This window comes from Wolbachia endosymbiont of Kerria lacca (genome assembly GCF_051602725.1).
GTDB lineage: Bacteria > Pseudomonadota > Alphaproteobacteria > Rickettsiales > Anaplasmataceae > Wolbachia.
Genome location: NZ_CP192272.1, coordinates 600326 through 613916, shown reverse-complemented (window position 1 = coordinate 613916; position 13591 = coordinate 600326). Strand labels below are relative to the sequence as shown.

Annotated in this window: 11 protein-coding genes and 1 tRNA gene; 3 read left to right on the top strand and 9 right to left on the bottom strand. The window is 33.6% G+C overall.

The window, feature by feature from the left end; genetic code table 11:
* Positions 1-323: 323 nt before the first annotated feature.
* From ACQ4M0_RS02755 to ACQ4M0_RS02745, 3 genes are all read right to left on the bottom strand, one after another.
* Positions 324-1664 carry an ankyrin repeat domain-containing protein gene (locus ACQ4M0_RS02755; RefSeq protein ID WP_438456639.1) on the bottom strand — a complete coding sequence of 447 codons (1341 nt, stop codon included), beginning with the start codon at positions 1662-1664 and terminating at the stop codon, positions 324-326.
* A gap of 242 nt (positions 1665-1906) precedes the next feature.
* Positions 1907-3694: an AAA family ATPase gene (locus ACQ4M0_RS02750; protein WP_438456638.1), complete on the bottom strand. Its 1788-nt coding sequence runs from the start codon at positions 3692-3694 to the stop codon at positions 1907-1909.
* A gap of 266 nt (positions 3695-3960) precedes the next feature.
* Positions 3961-4917 (bottom strand): IS5 family transposase, encoded by a 957-nt coding sequence (locus ACQ4M0_RS02745; RefSeq protein WP_213863789.1) that lies wholly within the window; start codon positions 4915-4917, stop codon positions 3961-3963.
* A 204-nt stretch (positions 4918-5121) separates the two neighbouring features.
* Between ACQ4M0_RS02745 and ACQ4M0_RS02740 the strand changes: the two genes are divergently transcribed.
* Positions 5122-5307, top strand: coding sequence for a hypothetical protein (locus tag ACQ4M0_RS02740; RefSeq protein ID WP_438456637.1), 186 nt, complete (start codon positions 5122-5124; stop codon positions 5305-5307).
* A gap of 350 nt (positions 5308-5657) precedes the next feature.
* On the opposite strand, the gene ACQ4M0_RS02735 is transcribed toward ACQ4M0_RS02740, so the two are convergent.
* From ACQ4M0_RS02735 to ACQ4M0_RS02720, 4 genes are all read right to left on the bottom strand, one after another.
* Positions 5658-6248, bottom strand: coding sequence for a COQ9 family protein (locus tag ACQ4M0_RS02735; protein WP_438456636.1), 591 nt, complete (start codon positions 6246-6248; stop codon positions 5658-5660).
* An 18-nt stretch (positions 6249-6266) separates the two neighbouring features.
* Positions 6267-7622, bottom strand: a complete 1356-nt coding sequence (gene murD / locus ACQ4M0_RS02730; RefSeq protein ID WP_438456635.1) for a UDP-N-acetylmuramoyl-L-alanine--D-glutamate ligase — start codon at positions 7620-7622, stop codon at positions 6267-6269.
* A gap of 150 nt (positions 7623-7772) precedes the next feature.
* Positions 7773-8483 carry a triosephosphate isomerase gene (locus ACQ4M0_RS02725; protein WP_213863783.1) on the bottom strand — a complete coding sequence of 237 codons (711 nt, stop codon included), beginning with the start codon at positions 8481-8483 and terminating at the stop codon, positions 7773-7775.
* Positions 8484-8507: 24 nt separating this feature from the next.
* A tRNA-Thr gene (locus tag ACQ4M0_RS02720) sits at positions 8508-8580 on the bottom strand.
* A gap of 77 nt (positions 8581-8657) precedes the next feature.
* Between ACQ4M0_RS02720 and rsmA the strand changes: the two genes are divergently transcribed.
* The gene (rsmA, locus tag ACQ4M0_RS02715; protein ID WP_438456634.1) at positions 8658-9452 is read left to right on the top strand and encodes a 16S rRNA (adenine(1518)-N(6)/adenine(1519)-N(6))-dimethyltransferase RsmA; all 795 of its coding nucleotides are present in this window, start codon (positions 8658-8660) and stop codon (positions 9450-9452) included.
* Between the two features lie 123 nt (positions 9453-9575).
* The gene (guaB, locus tag ACQ4M0_RS02710; protein WP_438456633.1) at positions 9576-11063 is read left to right on the top strand and encodes an IMP dehydrogenase; all 1488 of its coding nucleotides are present in this window, start codon (positions 9576-9578) and stop codon (positions 11061-11063) included.
* 265 nt (positions 11064-11328) lie between these two features.
* Here the strand turns inward: guaB and rho are convergent, their stop codons facing one another.
* Together rho and ACQ4M0_RS02700 are read right to left on the bottom strand one after the other, a co-directional pair.
* Positions 11329-12735 carry a transcription termination factor Rho gene (gene rho, locus ACQ4M0_RS02705; protein WP_213863781.1) on the bottom strand — a complete coding sequence of 469 codons (1407 nt, stop codon included), beginning with the start codon at positions 12733-12735 and terminating at the stop codon, positions 11329-11331.
* A 194-nt stretch (positions 12736-12929) separates the two neighbouring features.
* Positions 12930-13535 (bottom strand): cell cycle transcriptional regulator TrcR, encoded by a 606-nt coding sequence (locus tag ACQ4M0_RS02700; RefSeq protein WP_438456632.1) that lies wholly within the window; start codon positions 13533-13535, stop codon positions 12930-12932.
* Between the last annotated feature and the right edge of the window lie 56 nt (positions 13536-13591).

Genomic DNA, 13591 nt, shown 5'->3' with positions numbered 1-13591 from the left:
CCTGTGATTTTTATAAAGAAAGTGTAGGAAAAACTGTTTCCAGGCATAAATTTGCCATGTATACCTAAAAAGTAATTATATTAGCATAATATTCATACTTATATGCCAATATTAATATTCTTTGAATGGAATACGAAATTAATGTTGAAAAAATATGTACCAAAAAATTTATGTGGGATCTATGCCGAAGCTCAAATTGCATGACACCATTTATTTTTATGGTTTTGTCTATTTTATTTTGCCACTCTGCTAAACGGATACATTTAATTCCATTTTTATCGAGCAGATAATTGTCATATATTAGCTTAGTTCTCCTGTTATACTTAAATATAAATCAGCATAGCCCTAATTTTTTTATATATTTTACTTCTTTCTCTATATTTAATAATAGGCTTGAAAATAAATGGTAAACCTATAATTGTTAAGCTTAGAGCTAGGATTGAAAGTACACAAAAGGCTTTGTGTTTACTATGTAGCTCTTTCAAGTAAAGCATCAAAAACCTACAAAATTTTTTGTAATTTTCTTCAATATTTTTTTTGCTATGAGCCTTTTCAATAAACATATCTATTGCAGTATAATCATTACTACAATTAATTGCCCCTTTTTCCATTAATAGCTGAGCTATATCAAAATAATCCTTTTGAATAGTAAGATGCAGAGGTGTAAAACCTTGTTGATCACAAATATTCATATTGGCTTTTACTGCTAACAACATTCTTACAATTTCTACATGGCCTTTTTTAGCTGCAAGTAGCAGAGGAGTTCTGTTGCATCTAGTGACGGCATTAACGTTTACCTTAAGCTCCAATAAGAACTTAACTGCTTTAGTATCACCATTATAGCTAGCTTTATGTAACCTAGTGTTACCGCTACAATCTTGGTCATCTGCTTCTATTCCCTTTGAAACAAGAAATGTTACCATTTGCCTATTATTATGCTTAATAGCGCAATCCAGTGCATCAAAACCATGTTTATTTTTTGTGCAAATAAACTCTTTTAACTTAGCTTTTGCTTGCTTTACAATAAGCTTTACCAGTTGCATTTTGTTGTTATATGCTGCTAGAAAAAGCGTAGTATTATTTTCTGCATCTTTTGCTTCTATGTTTGCACCTTTCTTTATCAGATATTCTATAATCTCTGCTCTACTTTCATAATGTGTAGTACATTGATAAATGGTCAAAAATAAAGGAGTACGAAAGTTGTTATCTTCACATTCAAGATTTGCTCCGCTATCAATTAAAATCTGGACGCTCTTTTTAGAACCGTATAATGAAGCTATGTGAAGAGGAGTATAGCCTTCCTCAGCATCTTTTTCATTAATTTTTGCGCCTTTTGTTATTAAAAAATCCATTAATTCTGTGTCATCTTGTAGTGTAGCAAGGTGAAGTGGAGTAAATCCATTTTTATCTCTAGAATTAATTGTCAGTTGATTAACAAGAAGTTTAGCAATTTTTTTGTGTCCATGCATAATAGCATAATGCAGTGGATTTCTATTTTCGTTGTCCACAACATTAAAGTCAGCTTCGTGCTCTAATAATGATTTTACTCCAACTAAATCGCCTTCTTTTGTAAACTTATGCAAGAGAGTGACTCCGCTTACATCTTTTGAGTTAATATCAAATCCACTTTCTACCAATTGATGTATGTCTTCCTCACACGCCATACCATTTTAATTAAACCCTTTTCGCATTAACAATACTCCCACTTAATTAAGTTTGAATGAATCTGTAAGAGAGATATAAACGTTAGGGAGATTTGTGATAAATAGTAAGAAAAAGAACAGAAAGTCAAAATCTATCTAACACAACTAAATTTTACCTGCTTTTTTTGCACTCTATCTCTACTTTTGCATTTACATTTGCTGAATCACTTTCCTGCTTTACAATAAGGAGATCCATATGTTTTTTATTTAGCTAAGCCACAATATTTTTTTAATTCTCTAAAACTCAAAATATTTCCCCAATCCTCTATCAAGCTACTCATTTTTTTATTCTCATCCCCAACTTCAATCTTTTTAGATTTAAGACGTTTAAGTACATTATTGAAATCATCCATGGTCACTGTCACTTTTAGCTCTTCATCTTCTGACTCTTCTTCGCAAATCTGATCTACAGCATGAAGTTTTGCTTCATTTACCAAATTTTCTAGATCAGCTCCTGAAAAACCATTAGTTTCTTCTGCAAGTTTTGCTAGATTTACATCTGGTGCCATTGACACTTTTTCCGTATAAAGACCCAATATTTTTTCACGTAGGCTTTTATCTGGTAAAAGAATTTCAATATGTTTAGAGAGGCGACCTGATCTAATTACTGCTTCATCTAAACTTTCTAGACGATTAGTTGCAGCAATGATTGTCACGCCTTCTATAGGATTAAAACCATCAAGCTCGCATAAAAACTGATTTACAATTCGGTTGTGTTCTTCATCACTTCGTCCACTATTACTACGTTTTGTACAAACAGCATCTATTTCATCTATAAAGACTATGCAAGGAGCATTTTCTCTCGCTTTTGCAAAAAGATCTTTTATGTAATGCGCGCTGTGTCCAGCATATTTTTGCATACATTCAGATCCAGAAACGCTAATAAATTTAGCACTAGCTTCACATGCAATTGCACGAGCAATAAGAGTTTTACCATTTCCAGGTGGACCATATAAAATATAGCCTGTTGGCATTTTGCAACTTAGCATTTCAAGAGCTTTCTTCTTCTTCTCTGATATATGACCACAAATCATTTTTAACTCTTTTCTTACTTCCTCTGAAACAATAACATCATCAAGTGTTACTTTTTTCTGCTTGTCTGGATCAACTATCTCTATTCTAGAAGAGCCTTTTATTGCACAAACAAGATCATTTAATTTTTTTGAGCGCGTTGCTTTATTAACCGATTTTTTTTCATCACTCACTTCTTCAATATTTATTATGTTTGAATCTTGCTCGTTTTTAATCTCATTTTTAGCATCCAATTCAGCCGCTTTGTACGTAATATATTTAGCTATAGATGCAAATGCATACAAAATACTTACACACAATAACACCTTTAATACAGGCACATCAGGTACAATTAAATTAACCGCAACAATTGATGTTGCCATAGCAGCACCTAACAACAACATTGAGCCACAAACGATATAACCTTGAATTTTCGCTTTTTTCAGCTGCATTAAGTATCCAGAGCCATTAGGATGCTTGAATGCATAAATATTCACTGGAGTTTTACCATGAAAATTCTTTAACCAAGGATCTGCATTTTTTCTTATTAGAATTGATATTGTTTTTCTACTTCCATTATCTGCAGCATAATGCAAAGGGGTATTGCCCTCTTTATCCATTACATTAACACTTATTCCTTTATTTAAGAAAAATTCTACTACTTCAACATGACCATTTTCAGCAGCTAAATGTAAAGGAATCTTCTCGCGCTTACTATCTTTCTTATTAACATCAGCTCCTCCTGTTACCAGGACTTTTGCTACGTTTTCAAAGCCACCTCTAGCAGCTACGTGCAACAATGTAAGTTCTTGACTAAATAAATGATTTACATCAAATTTAACTTTCTTCCACTCTTCATGTAGATCTTGATTCTGTTTCTCTAGTTCTTCTTGTATTTCCTGGATTATATTATCTTCATTTAAATCTGTCTTATCGTTAATTATACTCAGTACTTCTGCTAGTAATTGATCACTTGTCATAATCTCATCTTTAATCTTAAATAATATATTTAATTATTATATAATTAAAATAAAAATTCAATATTTATTTAAACAAGTTAATAATTGGATTGTGAATAGCAAATTAGATCCAAGTAGCCCCATCTCACACTACTGTCATCCCAGTGCCCAGACACCAGCCTTTCTTACCAACAAAAACTTAGCATAACTTTTGTTCTCAAAAAATTTCTGGATTCCAGTGGGCTTTGTTGCACAGCTCTTCGGATAGTGGGTAATGTATAATAAATTCATGAAGCTATATCAAACTTAGCCATGCCTATTTCAGTAAATTTGTTAAGCAAATAACACTTGAGTAGCAGTTCCTTCTCACGATTAATCTCAGATTTATTCCTAAAACTAAATCCAAATATTTGCTTCAGTCGCGAGAAAAAACTTTCTATATAAGATCTCTTCCAATAATTTATCTCTTTTTTCCACCTCTTCATACCATCTTCATCATATGACTTTATGAGCTTGATTGTAGAATTTCTCTCATTCATATAATCCAACTTTGGATGCTCTACTGCATTATTTTGCGGAGGAATCCTTGTCTTTATGTCAAGCTCATCGCACAGTTTGTATAACTTCTTTCGATTATATGCCCTATCTGCATATATCGTGCTTATGTTATACTTGGTATCCACTCTTTCAATAAGATCACAGGCTCCATAGTGGTCGGAATAAACTCCACTACTGTATTTTGCAGCTATAACTTTTTTACTACCTATCTCTAGCATTACATGTAGCTTTCTTGTTTGCTCATAGCGGCGATACTTTCTATCTGTACCATTTGCCTTACTATGGCCTGGAATATTATTGTAGATGCTGATACCTGTACTATCTATAGCAATTTCAATATCTTCCATATCGTTCTTATCAACTCTGCAGTCGTTGATTTTGATATTAAGCTTTTTAAACCTTCTTGAAGCCTGCGAATAGCTGATAATTTGCAAAATTTTCCCTATTTGCTCAAGATATTTCTCTATAAATCCCACTGTTTGCCTAAGACCAATCCTGAATAGATAGGTTATTATGTGAATTAGAATCACTACTTTGTCGCTGTAGACATTGTTGCCACCTGCTACTTTTGGACTATTTTCGTACCAATTTTCAATGGCATCGTTGATATAATGAAAAACATTTCCCCTTTCTTGAAGAAATTTGTTATATTCATTGCAGTTACTGACTTTCATTCTTATTGGCATATTTTTCCTTTGTCGGCTAAATATCTATTTTATAACAAATTCCATCAGTAACTGCCTGTTCTTTCCTTGAGTGGTGCAACAAAGCCATTCCAGTGTCAAGCACTGATCTTCAATCTCCCTACATCTCTGCGTCATGCACTGAAATGACACCCTGAAGCTTTAGCTATAAATATTAAGCAAGCAAAAAAAGGCAAAAGAAGCCTCATGGAGATAGTTGCTCCACTCTTTTTACTTGATGCTACTCAAGCAGGTTACTTGGATGTAGTAAAATACTTAGTAGAAATAGCAAACGCAGGTGTTAATTATGTAGTTAGTACTCTTAGTCTACCTCATTTTGACTATGAAAAAACTGCTCTAATGTTTGCTGCTAAAAGTAGTCATTTTGTATAGTTTTATCCAACTCAGACGTAGTTTAACCCTAGAATTTATCCTTTGCAATTGTAATAAGGTCTATAAACTACTGCAAATCCAAATTTCTATTTGATCTTACATTCTTATTGTAATAACCTCTATGGATCACACAGCATTAGTCGTGTATCTGAACAGATACTTTTGTACATGGATCAGCTTTATGTGTATCAATTCTGTCTACTTCAAGTTTCCAGCAAAACTACTTTCTAATGTATTGCTTTCAATCAAGTTCTTTGTTAAGCTCACTGTTAGTGGATGTTCAATTATCTTAACATAAAAATCAAGGCAGCTTTAGGTATAAATACGAGTAATTCGTATAAGTAAAGAGGCTATAAGAAGCTTCTTACCATTCTATTCAAACGGGTTTTAAACTTTTGAAATGTCATGACATTGTTGATACGTTTGTCAAGAAACGACAGGGTATCTGCAAAATCTTCTGAATAATCATTGATAAAAAAAAGTATCGTACTTAAGTACACTCCAGCTAATATTGCTCTTTTTGTATAGTAGTTAAAATCTGTTGATTGATCATGAATGCCATACCAAATCGCGCTAACAGTTCTGTACAAGAGTTTACTAGAAAAATATGTATTTTGGGGTAATATAGAGAATGATAAAACATTTTTTAAAAACTCTCTGTAATTTTGTAACTTAGCATAGTTTGAAAGGCGTATTTGAATAGCTAACTTTACCCGCTCTCGCACTTTCATATCTTCTAAATTGGAATTTCTTAGTTCAGCTTCCATTGAGCTATTTAAGTTTTCTGCTATGTACTCCAAAGCACTATATATTCCATTTTGAAATTTACAAAAACTATTGGCTAAGTTAAGGTTCGTGCACGCTTTCAATAAGGTTGCATCACTTATTCCTTCAAATGGAACAACCTTAATCAGCTCATCTACTATTAACTTTTGTTCCATACAATATTATACTAAACATCACATATAATTATACCTGAGATTTTCAAACATTCTGCAAAATGCTTCACCGCGCTCTTCAAAATTTTTCCACTGATCAAAAGAAGAACATGCAGGAGAAAGTAATATCGCTACTTCTTCTTTGCTATTTATGGCCTCTTCAAAAGCCAGTTTAAATGCGTTTTCTAGATTATAGCACTTCATATAATCTATTTTGTTCTCCATAATGTTTGCAAAAACTTCAGTTGATTCTCCAATAAGAAAAGCTTTTCTAATCTTGGTGAAATGCTTGCTTAATGATTCTATTCCGCCTTTTTTGCTTTTTCCGCCAACAATCCAATATATGTTTTTATAAGATAAAATTGCCTTTTCGGTCGATTCTGCATTGGTTGCTTTGCTATCGTTGATAAAAAGTACATTATGTATTTTGCCAAGAAATTCATTTCTGTGTCTTAGCCCTGGAAAGGATTTGATTTCATTGACAATAGTGCTGCTATCTACTCCAAGTAACTTGCACACAGCGTGTGCAGCTACTATATTTTCTACATTGGATACTAGGTTTATTTTCACGTCGCTTACTGATAAGCTATGATTCTCTAGTTTCCCAGTGCCTAGGCACTGGGATGACAAAGAGGGTGACATCGAAGCTGAGATTGGAATTTTGTTCCCAGTGAATTTATTGAATACATCAGCGGTAATTTTGTTATCACATCCTATCACGGCAATCTTGCTACTGTTTATCAGTTTTAATTTAGTTGCTATGTAGTTATTCATACTTCCATGTCTATCTATGTGGTCTGGTGTGATGTTGAGCAATACAGAAATGTCTACATTAATTTTATTTATTAGCTCCAATTGAAAAGAGGAGAATTCAATTACATAAATTTCTGCATCTCTTTCTAAATCCAAAATAGGCACACCTAAATTCCCGCCAATAGCTACTTTTTTCCCTGTGGATTTTAATATGTGCCCTATTAGTGACGTGGTGGTTGATTTGCCATTTGTTCCAGTGATGCCTACAACCTTCTGGCTTGTAGTTTTAGTTTCAAGAAATAGCTCAATGTCTGATTTTATTTTGCAGTTAAAGTTTCTTGCAAGTTTTACTATCCAATGTGGCTCTGTTGGCACTCCAGGGCTCAAAATTAGTGTGCTTATCTCATGCCAATTATACTCATTGGGATGAGTAAAGTTACACTCTTTATATATCTTTTTTGCATTTGCTATTTGCTCTTTATTATCATCCCATGCATATATTTTTGCACTGCTTTTTGTTAGAGCATTAATAACGGACAAACCAGTTTTACCAAGGCCGAAAACCGCAACACTTTGATTTTTGTATTTGTTTAGTTGCACTTCTAGATAACTTATGCGAACCATTTTATAAAGATATAATACAAATTATAATGACTTCTTCCATAGTTTTTGGCAGTGCTTAACTTTATTGTCACAACCTTAGCCAATAGAAAACTCCTTGACACATTTTGCCAACTCCCTTGCCATGACAATAAGAGTATTTATCCTTTAGAATTAATTAAGAGAAAATTTTTTCTTGACTTGTTGTATAATTTGATAAAAGTGATCAAAATCTAAGCTTGCACTACCAATTAAAACTCCCAACAGATTTGGAATACTGAGCAAGTTTCCTATATTTTCTGAGCTGACTGAGCCACCATATATAATGTGTTTTTTACCAGTACACAATTTTATTATCTCTATCACCTCAGCAATTGCGTCATTATTTGGCACATTTCCTGTTCCTATTGCCCATATCGGTTCGTATGCTATGGTATATTCACCTTGTGTTGGCAAACGGTTTTTGCATTGATATTCTATTACTTCTTTTGTTTTTTTATTTTTATAATCTTCTGAGTTTTCACCTACACAGATGATTGGGTGTAATCCTGATTCTATTGCTGTTTTCGATTTAAGTTTTATTTCACTATCTTTTTCATGAGCCCTTTCAGAATGTCCAAGTATTACGTAACTACATCCTAGTTCCTTCAACATTCCTGCACTAATTTCACCTGTGTAAGAACCGAACTCTTTATGATGGCAATTCTGTCCTCCTATTTTAATATTGTTGTTCAACTCTATATTGCTTTGAAATGATGTAAAAGGAGGGCAAATTACTAATTTAGAGGTAATTTCGTTGCTCTTGTTGTTAAGTTTGCCTATAAAGTCAACAAATGAAGAACGTGTTCCATTCATTTTCCAATTTGCTACTATTAAAAAAGACATCAATTTTTCTTATATGAATGAGAGTGCCGGCTGTCGGACTTGAACTGACAACCTACTGATTACAAGTCAGTTGCTCTACCAATTGAGCTAAGCCGGCATTAAATACACTGACAATATACAATTATTGATGAATTTTCGTCAACTAATTTTTAAAATACTGCATACTAAGATCATATGAAAAAATTTTTACTGAAGCCAAAAAAGAGTCTAGGGCAAAATTTTATTTTATCGAATGAGATAATAAAAAGAATAGTTGCCTTAGCTGGTAGCCTGAAAGATTTTAATGTTATTGAAATTGGTCCTGGGTATGGTGCGTTAACAAGAGAAATATTGGCATATAATCCAAAGTTTCTACTTTCTATAGAAAAAGATAGTAGTTTAGTGAAACATCACGAACAATTGCTAAATGAGCATCAGGGAAAATATAGAATTATAGAAGCAGATGCACTTAATGTTGTAGAAAAAGAGCTGGTAGAATGTCCAGTCAAAGTCATTGCTAACTTGCCTTACAATATCTCAGTAGCGTTATTTTTAAAGTGGTTAAATAATATAAAATTTTTTACGAATTTGACGTTAATGTTCCAAAAGGAGGTAGCAGAGCGTATTACAGCAGAACCTAATTCTAAGGATTATGGTTCCCTATCAGTGCTAAGCCAGTTACTATGCGACATAAAAAAGGAATTTGATATTGAACCTAAGGAATTTTTTCCAAGACCAAAAGTATATTCTTCAGTAATTACAGTAAAACCTTTACCCACTCCAAGATTTGCAGTAAATTTAGAAACCTTAACAAAGCTAACACGTGCTGTGTTCGCTCAAAGAAGAAAGATGCTGAGAAATAGCTTGCAAAGTATAACTAGTGATGTCTCAACTATTCTTGAGAATGCTAAACTGAGTGGAGACGAACGTCCAGAAAGCTTAACTATTGAGCAGTTCTGTTTGCTAGCAAATAATGTAATTTTGCGATAAATATATTAGGAGCTACATCCCTCTTCTATCCTATTTTGATCTAAAAATAGCTGGAGCCAGGCTAATTTTGCAAAAGCTCTATTGCAATTTCATTAATTGGCGTATAAGCTTTAAATAAAGCATATGAAAAAAATGGAAGCTTGTTATTCGTTTGACGATGTACTTCTCTTGCCGGCCTATTCTGATGTATTGCCTCGTGATGCAGATACAAAAACTTATTTAACAAATAATATAGAACTAAATATCCCTCTCATATCCTCTGCAATGGACACTGTCACTGAATCAGGCTTTGCAATAGCTATTGCCCAACATGGTGGAATAGGTTGCATACATAAGAATTTATCAATAGATGAACAAGTTGTAGAAGTAAGAAGGGTGAAAAAATATGAAAGCTGGATCGTGTATAACCCAATTACAATTTCCCCAGATAAAACGGTTGCAGAAGCAGTTTCATTAATGAGAGAGTATAATTATTCCGGCATTCCTGTAGTTGATCAACGCAAGTTAGTGGGAATTTTAACTAATCGAGATGTGAGGTTTATTGAAGACCAGAACATGAATATAAAAGTTTCCGAGGTAATGACAAAAGATAAGTTAGTAACAGTTCGAGAGCAGGCAGTAAACAGCGCCTCAGCAATGAAATTGTTGCATGCAAATAGAATAGAGAAGCTTTTGGTTGTTGATGAAAATTCTTGTTGCATAGGTCTAATCACAGTTAAAGACATCGAAAAATACAATAGATATCCAAATTCATGTAAAGACAGTAAAGGTCGACTCAGAGTTGCCGCTGCAATTGGTACTGGTAAAAAAGACGGTATAGAAAGATGTGAAGCTTTGGTCGAAGAAGAAGTTGATGTGGTTATTGTAGATACCGCTCACGGTCATTCCGAGAACGTTGTCAGCACTATTAAGGAAATAAAAAAGATGTATCCGAATACGCAATTAATCGGCGGAAATATTACAACAAAGGAGGCTGCTGAAGCGTTGATTGATGCTGGTGTTGATGCAGTGAAAGTTGGAATAGGGCCAGGATCAATTTGTACTACCAGAATAGTTACAGGCGTTGGTATGCCACAATTCTCTGCGATCAAGAATATTGCAGAGGTTTGTAAAACAAAAAACGTCAGACTAATTGCTGATGGTGGAATAAAATATTCGGGAGATGTTGCAAAAGCTATTGCAGCTGGTGCTGATACTGTGATGATAGGTTCAATCTTTGCTGGTACTGAGGAAAGCCCAGGTGAGATTATCATGTATAAGGGTAGAGCATATAAGGAATATCGAGGAATGGGATCTATTAGTGCAATGAAACGAGGGTCAGCTAGCCGTTATTTTCAAGATTCAAAACTTGATTTAGTCCCACAAGGAGTAGAAGCAAGAGTTCCTTTTAAAGGTCCAGCTTCAGGAGTGATCTGTCAGTTAATTGGTGGGTTGCAAGCTGCAATGGGTTACACTGGCAACCGTAATATAGAAGAGATGAAAAAAAACTGCAAATTTGTCACTATTACTTCATCAGGGTTAAGAGAAAGTCATGCTCATGATATAATCATTACACAGGAAGCTCCAAATTACGCTTACCAAGCATCTAATTTATCATCTGATTCAGAGTAAATACAATCCCCTTTTGAGTGGGTCATTTCAACACTGGTACACAATTGATATTAATATTAAGAGTCAAAAAGATGTCATCTAAGTGGCTGACACTGGAAAATCGATTGTAAATAAACTGACTACATAAAATTTTTGATCAAAATCAGTGCTATAAGTTGGAATAGCAACTTAAGGTAGATTGCCAGCTTAATATATTTTGATAAATCCAAATTATTTTAGCTATAAGAGAGCTTTGCTTTTTTGCTCCATCAGAATTGGCTTACTTTTAGTGATTCATGGAGTTAAAAAAGTCAGCATTGCTCTTTGTTAAAAGTAATTTGTCACGTAAAAACTCCATTGCTTCAACAGATCCCATAGGGTTAAGTATCCTACGCAATACCCATATTTTATTTAGTATGGCCTTATCAACTAATAGCTCTTCCTTCCTTGTTCCGGATTTTGTAATATCAATAGCAGGGAATATACGTTTATCAGCAAGTTTTCTATCTAGTATAATTTCAGCATTACCTGTGCCTTTAAACTCTTCAAAAATAACATCATCCATTTTTGAACCAGTTTCTATAAGGGCTGTAGCGATGATTGTCAAAGAACCACCATTTTCAATATTACGAGCTGCTCCAAAAAAGCGTTTTGGTCTTTGCAGCGCATTTGAATCTACACCACCGGTTAGAACCTTTCCAGACGAAGGAATGACTGCATTATAAGCACGTGCAAGGCGAGTTATAGAATCAAGCAAAATCACTACATCTTTTTTGTGTTCAACCATTCTTTTAGCTTTTTCTATTACTATTTCAGCAAGTTGGACATGACGGTAGGCAGGTTCATCAAATGTAGAGCTTACCACTTCACCCTTTACAGAGCGTATCATATCTGTCACCTCTTCGGGTCTTTCATCTATAAGTAATACTATTAGTTCTATTTCAGGATGATTTGTAGCTATAGAGTGAGCCATTTGCTGAAGCAATATCGTTTTTCCTGTACGAGGTGGAGCAACTATCAATGCTCTTTGTCCTTTTCCAAGAGGTGTAACTATATCTACAGCACGCATGTTTATATCTTTTTTATTATCTCCGCTACTGTTGTTTTCAAGGATGAGGCTTTTTTCAGGATAAAGTGGAAGCAAATTATCAAAATGTACGTACTTTCTTAATTCACTGATTTCAGTAGAGTTTATACTGTGAACCTTAGTTAAAGTAAAATATCTTTCCTTATCACCAGGTGGCCTTATTTCTCCACATGCCATATCTCCTGTACGTAAATTAAACTTCTTTATTTGGCCATTGGAAATATAAACATCATCGGTACTTGGAGCATAATTTGCACTTGATGAACGTAAGAAACCAAAACCATCAGGCAATATTTCCACTACTCCACTTCCTGTGGTTATGCCTCCTTCTTCACTCATTTTCTTCATTAAACTGAATATCATTTCCTGTTTTAGCATCCTGCCATTGCCTTTACCACTAGTTGAAATTTTTCTTTCTTCAGCTAGCTCTAACAATTCTTCTGCTGTTTTCTCTTTCAATTCGCTCAGGTCCAATGTTTTCTTGTTTTTTTCAGCACCTTCACTGGTCATTTGTTTTACTGCGTCAGCATTATGAATTTGTTCGCTTTTTTCAGGTTGACCTACAACCCCTTCTTTTGCTAAGACATCTTCATTGATTGTTGTCATAATCCTCCAAAAATTTTAATTGATGCTTACTAACCTAAAACGTGAATATAAAACAATAAATTAGGCTGAGCTAGTTTTCAGTGCGTATTTAGACTTAATTATTATTAAACTAGATACTTTACTTGCATTATACTGATAAAAACTAACAAGTCAAGTCAATTTAATATTAACAAAGTACAAGAATTTGAGAATCATCAATAGCTATTATTTATATTTTTTAATCTTTGTTTCTTCTCTTCTTCTACTTTCGCTTTTTCTACTTCCGCTTCTAAATTTTCCTGGCTACATAAACCAAGTAGTACAGGATCTTGAGGTTTGATATTGAGTATGTTATGATGAGATCTATCTCTTACCTGCTCAACTGTGTAATTTGTTGTACCAACTAGCTTAGCTATTACATTATTGTTCAAGATAGGAAATTTTTTTACCAAATAATAAATCGCATTAGGTTTATCTCTACGCCTTGCTGTGGAAGCAAAGGCAAGAAAGCTAATCGTCTTTTCCCTTTTTTTTATATTTTTTATCATCAAATTTGGTACACGATTTGGATTTTTTTTGCAATTATCGATTTCTTTTTCAGTAATTATTTCAGAAATAATAGGGTCATACTTTTCAACTTCTATTTCCTCATCAGCTATGTCTTGTACTTTTTCAAGGGATAACTTGCAACATTGTGCTATTTGATCAAAAGTTAAGCTAGTGTTATCAACCAACCAAGCAGCTACTTGCATGAGAAATTGTTCATTTCTATCTTTATTGTCTTTAGAAGATTCCATTGACATCGAAAAAACATCTCCCATTTTAATATTCCTTTGCTGTTATAGAAATAAAATATAAACCATTAAAACTAAAAAAG

Excerpts from the sequence above, each read along its gene's own strand:
- ACQ4M0_RS02755 (WP_438456639.1), bottom strand. The coding sequence starts at position 1,664 with ATGGCGTGTGAGGAAGACATACATCAATTGGTAGAAAGTGGATTTGAT.
- ACQ4M0_RS02750 (WP_438456638.1), bottom strand. The coding sequence starts at position 3,694 with ATGACAAGTGATCAATTACTAGCAGAAGTACTGAGTATAATTAACGAT.
- ACQ4M0_RS02745 (WP_213863789.1), bottom strand. The coding sequence starts at position 4,917 with ATGCCAATAAGAATGAAAGTCAGTAACTGCAATGAATATAACAAATTT.
- ACQ4M0_RS02740 (WP_438456637.1), top strand. The coding sequence starts at position 5,122 with ATGGAGATAGTTGCTCCACTCTTTTTACTTGATGCTACTCAAGCAGGT.
- ACQ4M0_RS02735 (WP_438456636.1), bottom strand. The coding sequence starts at position 6,248 with ATGGAACAAAAGTTAATAGTAGATGAGCTGATTAAGGTTGTTCCATTT.
- murD (WP_438456635.1), bottom strand. The coding sequence starts at position 7,622 with ATGGTTCGCATAAGTTATCTAGAAGTGCAACTAAACAAATACAAAAAT.
- ACQ4M0_RS02725 (WP_213863783.1), bottom strand. The coding sequence starts at position 8,483 with ATGTCTTTTTTAATAGTAGCAAATTGGAAAATGAATGGAACACGTTCT.
- rsmA (WP_438456634.1), top strand. The coding sequence starts at position 8,658 with ATGAAAAAATTTTTACTGAAGCCAAAAAAGAGTCTAGGGCAAAATTTT.
- guaB (WP_438456633.1), top strand. The coding sequence starts at position 9,576 with ATGAAAAAAATGGAAGCTTGTTATTCGTTTGACGATGTACTTCTCTTG.
- rho (WP_213863781.1), bottom strand. The coding sequence starts at position 12,735 with ATGACAACAATCAATGAAGATGTCTTAGCAAAAGAAGGGGTTGTAGGT.
- ACQ4M0_RS02700 (WP_438456632.1), bottom strand. The coding sequence starts at position 13,535 with ATGGGAGATGTTTTTTCGATGTCAATGGAATCTTCTAAAGACAATAAA.